Source organism: Lederbergia citrisecunda (genome assembly GCF_018343695.1).
GTDB lineage: Bacteria > Bacillota > Bacilli > Bacillales > Bacillaceae_C > Lederbergia > Lederbergia citrisecunda.
In genome coordinates, this window is record NZ_JAGYPJ010000001.1 from 1,567,550 (window position 1) to 1,582,267 (window position 14,718).

A 14,718-nucleotide genomic window follows, 5' to 3' on the forward strand; every position below is an offset into this window, starting at 1 on the left:
TCTAGCAAGACTTTGGCCTGAAGTTTGTAAGTCGATAGACAGTCGCTACCACTTTTGTACTTAATTTGATTTAGTAAACATGCCGAACGTACGTTTATAAAGCTCCCACCAAGTAGCCTTCTTTACATTTTTCTCAGCTATCAGTTTTGTTTGCGCGAGCGTTTTCCCGTTTTCCGTGATGGTTAACGTTCCAACTTCATCACCTTTATTGATGGGTGCCTTTAAATGATTGTTTAATTTTATATCTTTTGTAATTTTTGTTAGCTGCTCCCCTTTTTTCGTCAAAACCGAAACAGGTTCGCCTGTTACTGCTTTAATTTCTTTTACATTTCCTTTGCTGATCTTTACTTTCCCAAGTGATTCACCTTTTTTATAGACAGAATGCGAAGCGTAATTTGCGAAAGCAAAGTCAAGCATTTTCGTTATTTGGGCATTTCTACTTTTAGAAGTCGGTGCACCGAATACCACTGCAATAACACGCATGCCATCTTTTTTTGCAGTTGCCGTTAAACAATACATGGCCTCTCTCGTAAAACCCGTTTTTAACCCGTCAACACCTGGATAAAATTTTACTAGTTTATTTGTATTCACTAACCAAAACTTTTTGTCCGTTCCTTCTCGTAAATAGGACTCATACATTTTTGTAAAATCGGTGATTTCTTCATACTTTAATAACTCTTTTGCCATAATAGCCATATCATGCGCTGTGCTGTAATGATCATCGACTGGTAAGCCCGTCGTATTTTGAAATTTTGTATTTTTTAATCCTAGTTCCTCAACTTTTTTGTTCATCATACTTACGAAGTTTTCTTCACTGCCTGCTACTTTTTCAGCTAAGGCGACGGAAGCATCATTTGCTGAACCAATGGAAACAGCTAGAAGTAGCTCATCTACTTTCATTTCTTCACCGGGTTCTAAAAAGATTTGTGAGCCCCCCATTGAAGCAGCATGTTCACTCGTAGCCACTTTATCTTCGAATGAAAGTTTACGATTATCGATCGCTTCCATAACGAGAAGCATCGTCATAATTTTAGTCATGGAGGCAGGTGAGTATTTTTCGTGCATATTTTTTTCGTAAAGAACTGTTCCAGTATCTCGTTCTATTAAGATAGCGGATTTTGATTCATTTGAAAGCTCAGCTTGCTTCTCTTCTGCCATTACAGTTTGAGATAGTAGTGAAAAAAACATAAATATACCAATGCATGAACTAATCCATTTCTTCATACTAGTCCCTCCAACTTTCATAAATGTATAAACGGAAATGATTTCCATATTTTTCATTGTCGCCTATGTGGAATTGATTTATACAAAGTAAAAAGAAAAAAGCTTGCTGGGAATCACGAGTATTCCCAACAAGCTTTGATTTTGTCGAATTTTTTACTTGTTTGTTGATTTCCGCTTCAGACACACGCCTTCCGCGGGCAGTTCGGTATCCTCCTCTTCGCTTAAAGCGCCAACTGAGTCTCCCGTTAAGTGGTTTTCCTACTGAAGTCTCGTGCCTTCCGTTCCAATCAACATAGAAAAAATTTAGTCATTGGACATTATCATTTACAGCATTAATCAAACTAATCTTTCTAAAAAGCTCTCTCCTTCTCCTTGCCATTTAATGTGGAAGTTATTTGCCACCGTCGCACCTAAATCTGCAAATGTTTTCCGTAGTGGAAGTTCCCCACCGCCATTAAATTGTTTTGAATAAACAATTAGCGGTACAAATTCCCTTGTATGGTCCGTTCCGTGGTGAATCGGATCATTCCCATGATCAGCTGTAATGATTAGCAAATCATCCTCTTTCAGCCTTTCGATTATTTCCGGTATCCGGTCGTCGAATTCTTCAAGGGCTTTTCCATATCCATCTGGATCTCTCCTATGTCCATATAATGCATCAAAGTCAACTAGATTGACAAAGCTTAGTCCAGTGAAATCCTGCTCTATCACGTCAAGCAGTTTGTCAACACCATCCATATTAGAAATCGTTCGTAACGCTTTTGTTATTCCTTCGCCATCATATATGTCATTAATTTTTCCTATAGCAATCACATCTAGACCAGCGTCTTTTAATTCATTCATGACTGTTTTATCAAAAGGCTTAAGTGCGTAATCATGACGATTGGCTGTTCTCTTAAAGTTCCCTGGTTCACCAACAAATGGGCGTGCTATAACCCGTCCAACTTTATATTCATCTACTAATGTCATCTTACGAGCTTTCTCACATATTTCGTATAATTCATCAATGGGAACAATTTCCTCATGGGCTGCAATTTGCAAGACGGAATCTGCTGAAGTGTAGACGATCAGCGCTCCCGTTTTCATATGCTCCTCACCGAGACGTTCGAGAATTTCAGTTCCACTAGCCGGTATATTTCCTATAACACTTCTTCCTGATGCTTGCTCAAGTTGAGAAATGAGTAATTCGGGAAAACCATTAGGAAATACTTTGAAAGGATGGCTGGTGATCAACCCCATTATTTCCCAATGACCTGTCATTGTATCTTTACCTTTTGAAGCTTCTTGCATTTTAGTGTAATAAGCTAGTGGATGTTCCGTCTCGCTTATCCCTTTTATTTTTTTTATATTGGAAAGCCCAAACTTTTCCATATTCGGCATCTTTAAACCATTCATTTTTTCTGCGATATGCCCTAATGTATCCGCGCCTTCGTCATTGAAAGCTGCTGCATCAGGAGCCTCACCGATTCCGACCGAGTCAAGTACAATTAAATGAATTCTTTTAAAATTTGCGTTCATATAGTTGCCACCTCTTATGTTGATATTCGAATATACTTGTATCTTACCCTTATTCGTAAAAGAAAAAAACCGCATTTTGCGGTTGAATCTATTTAATGTTTTAATTTCTGTTCTAGCACTTTTCTATGCTCGTGGATGAAATTTTGTATAGACGTCTTTTAATCTTGTTTTCGTTACATGGGTATAAATTTGTGTTGTTGAAATATCGGCATGGCCGAGCATTTCTTGCACAGCTCTTAAATCAGCACCATTTTCCAGCAAATGAGTTGCAAATGAATGACGAAGCGTATGAGGAGTTAATTCTTTTTCTATTTTCGCTTCGGATGCAAGTCTTTTAATGATCTTCCAAAATCCCTGTCTTGTAAGACGGTTACCGTGATGATTGAGGAACAATGCCTCTGTTCGATTTTTAGGGTTATTCAGTTTAGGTCGGGACTCCATTATGTATTGTTCGATGACATTTTGAGCCATTTTTCCAATAGGAATAATCCTTTCCTTATTTCCTTTCCCAACACATCGTACAAAACCCATTGTTAAATGGACATTATCCATATTAAGATTAATTAGCTCACTCACACGAATTCCTGTAGCATATAATAGCTCTATCATCGCTTTGTCCCTTAATCCAAAAGACGAGGATGGGTCAGGAGTATTCAATAATGATTCTACTTCCCCAAAACTTAACACCTTCGGAAGTGTTCTTTCCATTTGTGGTGTTTCAATATGGACGGAAGGATCTTGTTCAACTGCTTTTTCCCGTAGTAAAAATTGGTGAAATGCTCTTATAGACGCAATATGCCTTGCAAGTGTTTTCGCCGATTTTCCTTCACCTTTTAAAAAAGACAAAAACTGAACGATATGGATTCTTGAAACATCGTTCAGTGATTTCAATTGTTCAACTTGCAGTAAATATTTTAGATATCGCTTAAGATCACGTTCATAAGAAATAATCGTATTTTGAGCCAGTCCTTTTTCTACGATCATAAAATGAATAAAATCCTGCAGCCGATCTTGCATTGTACCCTACTCTCCATTCTGATAAAACAGCAGAAGACGTGAAAACCAGCCGTTATCTTCATTTCCAAACGACTGAAAAGCCTTTACCGCTGTTCCTTCCGGCTCGTCATAACGCCGATAATTTTCATATTCTTGATTTACCCACATAATACCATAATAAAAGAGGATGGTGCACCCTGCAAATAATAAAAGCAATCTTAATGTTCCGAAAAAAACTTTGAGCATATTTTTCATAAAACCATTCCTTTTAGTCTGCTATACTTTTGTCTAGCTCCTGGCCCCAGCCCCTCGAGGTCAAAAATCAAACTTCTTTTCCTCAGAACATATGCTGTCGGGGCTGATCGAGCGCCTCTCGCTTTTCTTACTACAAGCATATGCCCAGCTTGTCTAAAATTATTCATGGTTACTTAAGAAAAGTACAAATGCTTGCTCATCGACGTACAGGCCCACGGTATGAAGGTCCTTCGACGAAGACATAAGGACGTGGTCGGCTTTAGTAAACGTATCTCTTTTTGCGATAAAGAAAACACCGTGTGGAATGAATCGATGTAACCTATCGTAGGTGTGGATAAGAACTATGTTTGTCGATGACTGTTTGCTCTGGAAAACAAGACATACGTCATTAAAAAATAGTAAAAGCCTTTTCCCGAAAGAAAAGGCTCCATTATTTTTCTTCTTCATTTTTAGTTTTGTTTTCTTCATCAGTCTTTTTATGGCAGCGCCAGCAAATTCCGTGGAAGGTGAGTCGGTGATCTTTTATTTTAAAATTCCAATCACGCTCTACGATTTTTTCAACATCCCCTAAAAGGTCTTCTTGAATTTCATCCACTGCCCCACATTCGATGCAAACTAAATGGTGATGAAAATGGGCTGCCCCTTCTTTCCGCAAGTCATAGCGAGAAACACCGTCACCAAAATTGATCTTATCTACAACTTTTAATTCTGTTAAAAGTTCCAATGTTCGATAAACTGTAGCAAGCCCAATTTCTGGCGCCTTTTCTTTAACGAGCAGATAAACATCTTCTGCACTTAAATGGTCTTCTTCATGTTCAAGCAACACCCGAACCGTGGCCTCACGCTGGGGAGTAAGCTTATAGCTTGCAGAATGCAGTTGTTTCTTTATGCGATCAATGCGACTTTCCATACTATGTATCCTCCCTCGCCACTATCCACTTTATTATAGCAGAAGGGAAGTCATAATCAAACTAAAATGATTATTATTTAGAAAAGCTACCTTGAAAATAAGCCGTGTTAAACAACTGAGGATTCAATACAAACAAAACTCTTTATTTTTATAGCGATGGCGCAATTTTTTGCATGAGGTCTCTGTAAAAAAATGCTTATTGGAGCTCTAAGCACTGACTTTCCGCTGACGATTCGGGAGCCTACTTAACGACTGTGTTCTTGCGTGATTGCCCTTACAATTTAGTTAATTTGTAATCGAGTGAATAATGGACTTCATTAGCATTGGCGAAACATATGCTTCCAAACTTGCAGCGATTGTAATAAAGGCAATTGCGCCAATATAGGATAAAAAGTATCTCGTAAAAACAGGAACAAGATGAAAGGAAAGTGATTGGCGAATAAAAATTTTCTTTATTAATTTCATTGAAAGTGCAATGGAACAAACTGAAATAAATATAAGAATGGGGATAATCAATAAGTTTTGTGGAAGCAATGAAACAAACGCCAATAATAGACCGTTCCATCCCATTTGATTTACAAGAAAACCTACAGAAAATCCTACAACGATTCCTTTTATAAAAATTAAAATAAAGATGAGCGGAAAACCAATAATCGATATTCCTAAAATCCAGATAAGACCAGCAAATTTTACATTATGCCAAAAACTTAATTTTAATAATTCCTCCGAAGGAACCATCTTTCCTTCGCCAACTTGTCCAAAAAACTGGTTTAAGTAATAAAAGAGATCTTCTTTTTGGTGAAGTGATAAACTGTTAACAAAAATGGAACCAAAAATAACTCCCATTAAAAAAAGTACCATGATGAATGTGTAGATGGATGAATGCTCTTGAAAATGACGACTGATAATATTAGTGGAAAGTCTGTTGCGCATCTTTTGCTCCTCCTGTCCCGCGATTGGTACATTTTATGATGGACTAGCCATAAGTATGCCAACAACAACCTCACAAATCACTAATCTAATTTTTGAATCCTTCCATACTTTCCGCCTCCGCCCGCATCAAATGCCAAACTACCCTCCCGAGCTTGGATGATCAATTCGGCAAGGTCCTCTTTCACAACCTTCTTTAATTCTGATATATGGACACGGTGCAAAATATTCATTTCAGTTCCGAAATGATTTAATAAGTTTTCCATCGTTTTTGGCCCTAAGCCCGGAATGAATTCCAATGGTACTTGGTGTATATAAGGCGGCCTATTAGGTTTATCGTCCGCATCCGCCAGTTGAGTGATTCGCTCAAAAACACCCATTGTAAATTTTTTCGAACCGCAATTTGGACAAACTTCCTCTTGCTTTGGAATTAAACAATTTGCACAAGTTGTTCGATAATATTTTCCTAAAAATGGATTCAACCCATAATTAGCCACAATCCTGTTTTCATCCTTATATTTCAAAGAACATTCCAATGCCTTAAAAGTTGGCTCTTCTAGTTTAAGGACCTGATATTCTCTTGCCATTTTCCCGAGAGAGTGAGCATCAGAATTCGTTAAAAAACTATAGCTGTGTAGTTCGGAAAGCTGATCAGCCATGTTTGTATCCGAACTTAAACCTAACTCGACTGCATCAATCAAAGCTGGATTGAAAACTTCTGTTAATGATTTTCCAACACCTTTTCCATATAGACTTTTAAAAGGTGTAAACACATGGGCAGGAATAAACAAACCATTAACTGCTTTGACTTTTTCCTGTACGACTTTTGCTTCTTCATATATTCTTTGCGTACTAAGCTGAATATTGGTCACTTTTTCCGAAAGCCATTTTGAAAATTCTTTAAGCGAAAGCATAGTTGGAAAGTATGTAAGGACGTGGATTGGTCCTTTGCAATGGTGATCATTTATCTCTATTTCCGATCCTGGAATAAGAACCACACCATTTTCATATTGGAAACCCCCGTCTTTCAGTTCTACAAGTTTACCTGTTTCGATTAAATGTTCCATTTCAAAAATTACGTCAGGTGAATGGCAATCAATAACACCTACAATATCTAAGCCCTTCGGAAATTTAGCCTTTTTTAATATATTGTTTAAAGTGAGATTTCTACTTGCTGTTATTTTTACAGGTTTTCCTGTTATTGTTCTGCCAATATGAATATGTAAATCAGAAAAAAAATCATTCATTAGGTGTCATCGCCATTTTTAGTTGTAAATAAAGGACTGCGTATGCAGTTTTTGCGTCATATATCCGCTTTTCTTCAACATATTGAACTGCTTCTTCTAGCGTTATTTCGTAAAGCTCTACAAACTCGTCTTCATCGCCAATTTTCGGATTATCGATCTTTTTTAAATCAGTTGCTATATAAAGATGGATCAATTCATCCGCAAATCCTGGAGAAGTGTAAAACGATATTAAATGCTCCATTTTTCCAGCTGCATAGCCCGTTTCTTCTTCAAGTTCACGCTCTGCAGTCACTAGAGGTTCTTCTCCATACTCTAGCTTCCCAGCAGGAATCTCAAGTAAAGAACGTTCCAACGGTTTTCGATACTGCTCGACCATAATTATTTTATTTTCATCATTAATGGCGATCACTGCTACGGCTCCCGGATGCTTCACAATTTCACGTTTCGCCATATTTCCATCAGGAAGGACTACATCATCAATTTGTAGACGAATTATTTTTCCATTATATATTTCTTTACTATGGATTGTTTTTTCTTCAAACTTCTTCATCATATTTCGCTCCTTCTTTTTCGCTTTTCCAATCATAACATAAAGCAGTTGGAACATTAATTTTGTTATCATGGATGACTTTCTATTAAAATGAAGAAAAGAACTTGAAAGGTGATGAGGAGATGGAAAAAAGACAACTAGGCAGTTCTAATTTACGTGTTTCTATGATTGGTCTTGGCTGTATGTCAATTGGGACAGATGCTAATAAGGCGCAAAAAATTATTGAAGCGGCCCTTGATTCTGGAATTAATTACTTTGATACAGCAGACTTATATGACTACGGAGTAAACGAAGAAATTATCGGTAGGACTCTATCAAGTAAAAGAGAAGATGTCATCATCGCGACTAAAGTGGGAAATCGTTGGAATGAAAATAAGGATGGTTGGAGGTGGGATCCATCTAAGGTCTACATAAAAGAAGCTGTAAAGAACAGTCTTCATAGACTAAAGACCGATTATATTGATTTATATCAACTTCATGGTGGAACGATCGATGATCCTATCGAAGAAACAATTCAAGCGTTTGAGGAGTTAAAGGAAGAAGGATTCATTCGATACTATGGTATTTCTTCTATTCGCCCAAATGTTATTCGCAAATATGTTAAGGATTCTTCCATTATTAGCAATATGATGCAATACAATTTATTAGACAGGCGTCCAGAAGCCATAATGCCGCTATTACAAGAACATAAAATTAGTATCGTAACTAGGGGTTCCGTGGCAAAAGGCATATTAAGTGATAAAACACTTGAATTAATTGAAGCAGATGATTTTAATGCTAATTTTCTTGATTATTCATCTGAAGAAATAAAGGAATTAATTGAAAGCATAAAAGCGAAACTTTTATTCTCACGTTCTTTAAACGAGGTCTCTCTTCAATTTAATTTAGCCCACGAGACGGTTGCATCCGTTGTGACTGGGGCTAGTTCTGTCGAACAATTACTTGATAATGTAAGAGCCGTAAATTCAACACCTCTTTCTAAGGAGGAACTTGGATATTTAGAAATGATTACAAAGAAAAGTAATTATACAGAACATATATAATTTTTAAAATTTTCGTTCGCCATTTATTTTTATATTTCAACAAAGATATTTCCTTTTCCACGTTAAAGCAGTATAACTTTTTTGCCTTTTCCAACTATTTATAACTTAGATTTCTATACTACGACAAAAACCTACTCATAAATGACTGTTTTTCTATCTGCTTCATTCATTTCGACATCGACAAAATTTGTACGACTGTGACTTTTGTAATGTCTATAATGATGGATGAATATAAATGAAATGATATTAGATAAAGGCAAGTCTGAACGAAAGACAGATACGCAAAGCCACAGGCCTAAGGTTTAATCAACTATGGCAGCTGGGTTACCTAAATACTCTATGTATTTTAGGAGGTCATTATGCAGAAAGCAATTGTAAAACCTGAACGACTCGATGAAGAATGGGTGGAGTTAATTCTAGCTGCATTAAATGCGGGGATTAGTACAGAAACCATCAGAGATTTTTTGAATATTCATAAACGAATAAAGCACTAGTTTATCTTTCTTTTGGACTATTTTTCACAAAAGGACAAAATTTTTTTATTACTGTGGTGTTCTAAATATGAAACAAACCTTCGTTATATGGTATAATTTACTGTAAGGAAGGTGAAGATTTACATGATTGGCGAACGATTACGTGATTATCGAAAACAGAAAAAAATGTCTCTATCAGAATTAGCGGAAAAAGCAGGGGTTGCAAAATCATATTTAAGTTCTATTGAACGAAATATCCAATCCAACCCTTCTATTCATTTCTTAGAGAAAGTATCCGAAGTGTTAGGAATTTCCGTTAACGCTTTACTTCATGATGACCAAGAAGGAGCCATCGGTTTGGATCCAGATTGGGAAGATCTTGTTCGTGAAGCGATGACATCAGGTGTATCGAAAGAAGAATTTCGGGAGTTTCTAGAGTTTAATAAATGGAAATTAGACAATAAGTGAAAATAAAAAGCCATGGCTCGATTGTCTCAAGCCATGGTTCATTCATTTCAAAAGATACTATAACAATGATTTATCATTACTCATTTAGGTTGTATCTCTAGCTCAGCGTTTTTTTTAATAGGCTTCCATCATTATATTTTCATCCAGTTGTAAATCTGGTTCTGTAGAGGAAAGTATCTCTTCAATCGTGTAGCCGATTGCGACTTCTTTTAATACGAGACCGGATTCCGTTACATCAATGACAGCTTGATCTGTAATAATCCGATCTACAACCTGCTTGCCAGTTAGAGGTAGACTACAGGAATTCAATATTTTTGGTTTGCCGCTCTTGTTTACATGTTCCATCATGACGATTATTTTTCCAGCACCGTGAACGAGATCCATCGCTCCCCCCATCCCCTTGATCATTTTTCCGGGAATCATCCAATTCGCTAGGTCCCCATTCTTCGAAACTTCCATACCACCTAATATAGCAAGGTCAATATGCCCTCCTCGAATCATAGCAAACGATTCTGCACTATCAAAATAGGCTGCACCTTGGATAGCTGTGACAGTTTCTTTTCCAGCATTAATTAAATCAGCATCTAGTTCGGATTCTTCTGGATAAGGACCAATGCCAAGCAAACCATTTTCAGATTGAAGAACAACTTGTTTTTCGGATGATATATAATTGGCTACTAAAGTTGGCATCCCAATACCTAAATTAACATAAAACCCATTTTTAATTTCTTTTTCAACACGCCTTGCCATTTTCTTTCGATTATTTGATCGTTCCACATTCAGTCCCCCTCATCCATTAACCGTTTTCCTCTCAATCCTTTTTTCCTGATCGCCCTGAATGATTCTCTGTACATAAACATTTGGTGTATGAATTGTATTTGGGTCTATTTCTCCTGCTCTACACAGTATTTCCACCTCAGCAATCGTCACTTTACCTGCTGTAGCTATAATGGGGTTAAAATTACGTGCTGTTTTACGATACAGGAGATTCCCTATTTCGTCCCCTTTCCAAGCTCTCACAATACTAAAATCAGCAACAAACGCCTCTTCGAGTACATATTTTCTCCCATTGAATTCCCGTATTTCTTTTTGTTCCGCCACCAACGTCCCAACACCTGCTGGAGTATAAAAAGCAGGAATCCCTGCACCTCCAGCACGGATTTTCTCAGCCAAGGTTCCTTGCGGAATTAATTCTACTTCTATTTCTCCCGAAAGAACCTGTCTTTCAAACTCTTTATTTTCACCAACATATGATCCAATCATTTTTTTAATCTGTTTGTTTTTTAGCAATAAACCAAGTCCCCAATCATCCACTCCGCAATTATTCGAAATAATGGTTAAATCTTTAACACTCTTATCTCGTAGCGCCAATATCAGATTTTCTGGTATCCCACAGAGACCAAAACCGCCTATCATTAGAGTAGAGCCATCTTGAATATCACCTATGACCTCTTGAAAGGATGTATATACTTTTTTCAAATTTCCATCCTCCTTTATTATCCTTCTGTTTTTATCAAACGTTTTCGTCTTTCATTAAATTGCATTTTTCCTTATAATAGATATGAATGAAACCTTTATTTAACCATCAACGTAAATCATTTATATAGAAAAGAAGCGATAAGGAGTAGATGCGGGCATGAAACCTGTTTTTACATTTTTTCTCGGCATGTTTGCAGCCGCGGAAATCATTTTACTATGGGTCATTTTATTTAATGGTTCCATCTTAGGATTTTTACCTTCTACCGTCTCCGCATTCCTTGCAGGGGGGCTTACATTTTTTGGAATAAAACTATATTCTGATCATAAATTTTTGAAAAAAAATAAATTGACAAGAAAAGAATATGTGTATATACAAAAAAACTTGGTGGAAGCAAAGAAAAAAATCAGCAGACTGCAAAAAGCTTTTTTTTCTGTTAGAACGATGGGTGCTTTTAAACAGTTATATGAATTAAGCAAATTATCAAAGCGGATGTACGCCATCATCAATAAAGAACCAAGACGTTTTTACCAATCTGAGCGTTTCTTCTTCTATCATCTTGATTCTGTTGTGGAGCTCTCCGAAAAGTATGCGTTGCTCGCCGCCCAGCCTGTAAAAAATGAAAAAATGTATATTTCCCTTAAGGAAACTCAGAGTACGTTGGGAGACCTAAGTGAATCGATCAAAAAAGATATTTATCACGTACTTTCATCAGATATTGACGACTTGAACTTTGAATTAGATGTTGCAAAACATTCTCTGAAAAAATTGGAGTATAACCCCCTCGAGGATGAAAGGAGAACGAAATAATGAGTTCACAAAATAAAGAAACTGAAACAGTATTAAAAACAGATTTTTCAAGCCTTGATGATCTTCTAGCTAATCCATTTGGTGAACAAGAGATCGTGCCAATAAAGCAGGAACCATTACAACAAGAGGTTAAACCTGTCAGACTCGTGGACAGCTTGCCTGATGAGAATCGAAAGCGAGCACTCGAGCTTGCCAAACAGATTGATCCTGCTAATCATCAAGCTGTAATTGCTTATGGCACGCACGCACAGTCTCAATTATTAAATTTTTCAAGTTCAATGTTGGATCATGTTCAAAGTAAAGACATTGGTCCAATTGGTGATATTTTAAGTGAGTTAATGGGTAAGCTCCGGGATGTTAATCCCGATGAGCTTTCACCTGAAAAAAAGAACTTTTTCTCAAAGATGTTCGGCAAGATTTCCAATTCCATTCAAGAGGTAATGTCCAAATACCAAAAAACGGGAGCGCAAATTGACCGAATTACTGTGAAATTGAATCAATCTAAGCAAACGTTGATAGATGATTTAAAGATGCTTGAACAATTATATGAGAAAAACAAGGAATACTTTCATGCTTTGAATATTTATATTGCAGCAGGAGAGTTAAAAATTGAAGAGTTAACGACTAAGACGATTCCAGAGCTAAAGAAAAGAGCTGAAGCCTCCGGCGATCAAATGACGTATCAGGAAGTTAATGATATGGTTCAATTTGCAGATCGTCTTGAAAAGAGGCTTTATGATTTAAAACTAAGCAGACAAATTACGATCCAAAGTGCGCCGCAAATCAGAATGATTCAAAATACGAATCAGGCACTCGCTGAGAAAATTCAAACTTCGATTATGACGGCCATTCCGCTTTGGAAAAATCAAATTGCTATAGCATTAACACTTATTCGTCAACGCCAGGCTGTAGAAGCACAAAAGCAAGTTTCTAAAACAACGAATGATTTACTACTCAAAAATGCTGAGATGTTAAAAACAAATACAATTGAAACAGCAAGAGAAAATGAACGTGGACTTGTTGATATTGAAACATTGAAAAAGACACAATCTAATTTAATTACAACACTAGAGGAGACAATCAAAATTCAACAAGAAGGCCGGGCAAAACGCGCCCAGGCGGAGCAAGAACTTGTTTCAATGGAAAACGAACTAAAACAAAAATTATTGAAGCTTACGTAATGCACTAGGACTTAATAAAAATGACAATGCCTAAAAAAATAGACTTGTTCCATTATTATTTGAAAGGAACAGGTCTATTTTTTTTCTTTATTTTTTGCTGGTGAAGTGTAACTAGTTGTTTTCTTGTCAGCGTAAGGCATTCTTGTAATGACAATTGGATCCTTTAAATGAGTGTTGGGAATTTGTTGTGGTTTCAAACCATTTGGCATATATTCAATATTCTTAGCTTCTGGCGGAAGAGGGATATAAACAGAATCCATGATGATGATTTTTTGTTTATACTGTTTACTTTTTGTTTCCTGTGCTACTTCCGTGTTGCTACAAGCAAATAAAGTAATGCTTAACGTAGAAATGAATGTACATATTATTAACTTTTTCATGAACACCATCCCTTTATACTCAGTTTTATTTAATAGACAAAATAATAATCCTCTTGGTTTCATTAGTTTTCACCTTTAGGACATAAGCTACCCTACTTTTCATATTTTAAAGTAATCGCATTTTTTCTAAATCTTCTTTTAGGAGGAGTTAGGTTGGTTTTACCAGAAAAGGTGACAATCATTGAAGTAGGGCCACGAGATGGATTGCAAAATGAAGACAACTTTGTCGATACTGAGACTAAGAAAGAATTCATTGGAAAATTGGAACTAGCGGGAATTCTGGAAATGGAAATCACTTCTTTCGTTTCACCAAAATGGGTTCCACAAATGAGGGATGCTGTTTCGATTGTGACTTCTCGCCCTAAAGGGATTCGCAGCATTGCTTTAGTTCCAAATCGTAAAGGAATGGAAAAACTATTGGAAACCGATTGTAAAAATATTGCGGTTTTCGTGGGTGTGAGTGATAGTTTTAACCGGAAAAATATAAATAAATCAACACGGAATAGTATGGAGGAATTAATCCCAATGATTGCTGGATTAAAAGCTAAAGGATTTTTTGTCCGCGCCTGTATATCCACTGCTTTCTACTGTCCGTATGAAGGGAAAGTTTCGATAGTAGACACAGTAAAGCTTTGCAGTGAATTCGCTGCAGTCGGAGTCGATGAACTAAGTGTCGCAGATACAATTGGAATGGCGACTCCCGTAGAGTCTTTTATACTTTTTTCCGAACTAAAGAAAGAGCTGCCCTTTGTTATGATTGCAGCCCATTTTCACGATACGCGCAAAATGGCGCTTGCTAATATTTATGCTTCCCTTCAAGCGGGGATCGACCGTTTTGATTCTTCCGCCGGAGGGATAGGCGGTTGCCCTTTCGCGCCAGGATCGAGCGGCAATGTTGCTACTGAAGATGTAGTTTATATGCTCGAACGAATGGGAATTGAAACCGGAATTGACCTTGATAAACTTGTTGATGCGATTGATGTAATCGCCCCTCACCTTTCGAGAGAAATTGACTCAGGCTATTATCGACTCTCAAAGGTTAAGCTTTAGGTAGTTGATTGACGCCCCTTCTTTTATTCGAGACAAATGTCACTGATGTTCCAATTTCATCCCGAATAACCCTTTGATTCACGATGAAATTCACTTATTTTCCATTTTCATCGTGAATAACGCATTGATTCGAGATGAACCTTACCGATTTTCTATTTTCATCGCGAATTACGCGGATTAGTTACCTCCACCATTAAAATCAGACC

Annotated in this window: 17 protein-coding genes and 1 riboswitch; of the genes, 6 read left to right on the forward strand and 11 right to left on the reverse strand. The window is 36.9% G+C overall.

The window, feature by feature from the left end:
- Nucleotides 1–60: 60 nt before the first annotated feature.
- From KHA93_RS07830 to KHA93_RS07865, 8 genes are all read right to left on the reverse strand, one after another.
- On the reverse strand, nucleotides 61–1,224 hold the full coding sequence (locus tag KHA93_RS07830) for a D-alanyl-D-alanine carboxypeptidase family protein (protein ID WP_213110235.1): 1,164 nt from the start codon (nucleotides 1,222–1,224) through the stop codon (nucleotides 61–63).
- 336 nt (nucleotides 1,225–1,560) lie between these two features.
- The gene (gene deoB, locus KHA93_RS07835; RefSeq protein ID WP_213110236.1) at nucleotides 1,561–2,742 is read right to left on the reverse strand and encodes a phosphopentomutase; all 1,182 of its coding nucleotides are present in this window, start codon (nucleotides 2,740–2,742) and stop codon (nucleotides 1,561–1,563) included.
- 123 nt (nucleotides 2,743–2,865) lie between these two features.
- Nucleotides 2,866–3,759: a site-specific tyrosine recombinase XerD gene (gene xerD, locus KHA93_RS07840; RefSeq protein ID WP_213110237.1), complete on the reverse strand. Its 894-nt coding sequence runs from the start codon at nucleotides 3,757–3,759 to the stop codon at nucleotides 2,866–2,868.
- A 6-nt stretch (nucleotides 3,760–3,765) separates the two neighbouring features.
- Nucleotides 3,766–3,993, reverse strand: a complete 228-nt coding sequence (locus KHA93_RS07845) for a YqzK family protein (protein ID WP_213110238.1) — start codon at nucleotides 3,991–3,993, stop codon at nucleotides 3,766–3,768.
- A gap of 430 nt (nucleotides 3,994–4,423) precedes the next feature.
- Nucleotides 4,424–4,903, reverse strand: a complete 480-nt coding sequence (gene fur / locus KHA93_RS07850) for a ferric iron uptake transcriptional regulator (protein ID WP_213110239.1) — start codon at nucleotides 4,901–4,903, stop codon at nucleotides 4,424–4,426.
- A 285-nt stretch (nucleotides 4,904–5,188) separates the two neighbouring features.
- Nucleotides 5,189–5,836, reverse strand: coding sequence for a stage II sporulation protein M (gene spoIIM, locus KHA93_RS07855; RefSeq protein ID WP_213110240.1), 648 nt, complete (start codon nucleotides 5,834–5,836; stop codon nucleotides 5,189–5,191).
- 80 nt (nucleotides 5,837–5,916) lie between these two features.
- Nucleotides 5,917–7,080 carry an endonuclease Q family protein gene (locus KHA93_RS07860; protein WP_213110241.1) on the reverse strand — a complete coding sequence of 388 codons (1,164 nt, stop codon included), beginning with the start codon at nucleotides 7,078–7,080 and terminating at the stop codon, nucleotides 5,917–5,919.
- Nucleotides 7,073–7,630 (reverse strand): NUDIX hydrolase, encoded by a 558-nt coding sequence (locus KHA93_RS07865; protein WP_213112820.1) that lies wholly within the window; start codon nucleotides 7,628–7,630, stop codon nucleotides 7,073–7,075. Before KHA93_RS07865 ends, KHA93_RS07860 begins: the two co-directional genes overlap by 8 nt.
- A 122-nt stretch (nucleotides 7,631–7,752) precedes the next feature.
- Between KHA93_RS07865 and KHA93_RS07870 the strand changes: the two genes are divergently transcribed.
- The 3 genes from KHA93_RS07870 (at nucleotide 7,753) to KHA93_RS07880 (ending at nucleotide 9,614) form a co-directional block, all read left to right on the forward strand.
- Complete coding sequence (locus KHA93_RS07870) at nucleotides 7,753–8,673, forward strand: aldo/keto reductase (RefSeq protein ID WP_213110242.1); 921 nt, start codon at nucleotides 7,753–7,755, stop codon at nucleotides 8,671–8,673.
- A gap of 245 nt (nucleotides 8,674–8,918) precedes the next feature.
- A riboswitch (cyclic di-GMP riboswitch) is annotated at nucleotides 8,919–9,005 on the forward strand.
- A 27-nt stretch (nucleotides 9,006–9,032) separates the two neighbouring features.
- Nucleotides 9,033–9,167: an anti-repressor SinI family protein gene (locus KHA93_RS07875; RefSeq protein WP_213110243.1), complete on the forward strand. Its 135-nt coding sequence runs from the start codon at nucleotides 9,033–9,035 to the stop codon at nucleotides 9,165–9,167.
- A gap of 123 nt (nucleotides 9,168–9,290) precedes the next feature.
- Complete coding sequence (locus KHA93_RS07880) at nucleotides 9,291–9,614, forward strand: helix-turn-helix domain-containing protein (RefSeq protein ID WP_213110244.1); 324 nt, start codon at nucleotides 9,291–9,293, stop codon at nucleotides 9,612–9,614.
- 114 nt (nucleotides 9,615–9,728) lie between these two features.
- Here the strand turns inward: KHA93_RS07880 and KHA93_RS07885 are convergent, their stop codons facing one another.
- Nucleotides 9,729–10,364: a 3-oxoacid CoA-transferase subunit B gene (locus KHA93_RS07885; protein WP_213112821.1), complete on the reverse strand. Its 636-nt coding sequence runs from the start codon at nucleotides 10,362–10,364 to the stop codon at nucleotides 9,729–9,731.
- A gap of 39 nt (nucleotides 10,365–10,403) precedes the next feature.
- Nucleotides 10,404–11,093 (reverse strand): CoA transferase subunit A, encoded by a 690-nt coding sequence (locus KHA93_RS07890; RefSeq protein ID WP_213110245.1) that lies wholly within the window; start codon nucleotides 11,091–11,093, stop codon nucleotides 10,404–10,406.
- A gap of 157 nt (nucleotides 11,094–11,250) precedes the next feature.
- Here KHA93_RS07890 and KHA93_RS07895 point away from each other — a divergent pair, with 157 nt between their 5' ends.
- A complete protein-coding gene (locus KHA93_RS07895; RefSeq protein ID WP_213110246.1) occupies nucleotides 11,251–11,901 on the forward strand; it encodes a 5-bromo-4-chloroindolyl phosphate hydrolysis family protein in 651 nt (216 codons plus the stop codon).
- On the forward strand, nucleotides 11,901–13,082 hold the full coding sequence (locus KHA93_RS07900; RefSeq protein WP_213110247.1) for a toxic anion resistance protein: 1,182 nt from the start codon (nucleotides 11,901–11,903) through the stop codon (nucleotides 13,080–13,082). Before KHA93_RS07895 ends, KHA93_RS07900 begins: the two co-directional genes overlap by 1 nt.
- 74 nt (nucleotides 13,083–13,156) lie before the next feature.
- Here the strand turns inward: KHA93_RS07900 and KHA93_RS07905 are convergent, their stop codons facing one another.
- On the reverse strand, nucleotides 13,157–13,525 hold the full coding sequence (locus tag KHA93_RS07905) for a hypothetical protein (RefSeq protein WP_213110248.1): 369 nt from the start codon (nucleotides 13,523–13,525) through the stop codon (nucleotides 13,157–13,159).
- 90 nt (nucleotides 13,526–13,615) lie between these two features.
- On the opposite strand from KHA93_RS07905, the gene KHA93_RS07910 reads away from it, so the two are divergent.
- Nucleotides 13,616–14,512, forward strand: a complete 897-nt coding sequence (locus tag KHA93_RS07910) for a hydroxymethylglutaryl-CoA lyase (RefSeq protein ID WP_213110249.1) — start codon at nucleotides 13,616–13,618, stop codon at nucleotides 14,510–14,512.
- The last annotated feature ends 206 nt before the right edge of the window (nucleotides 14,513–14,718 follow it).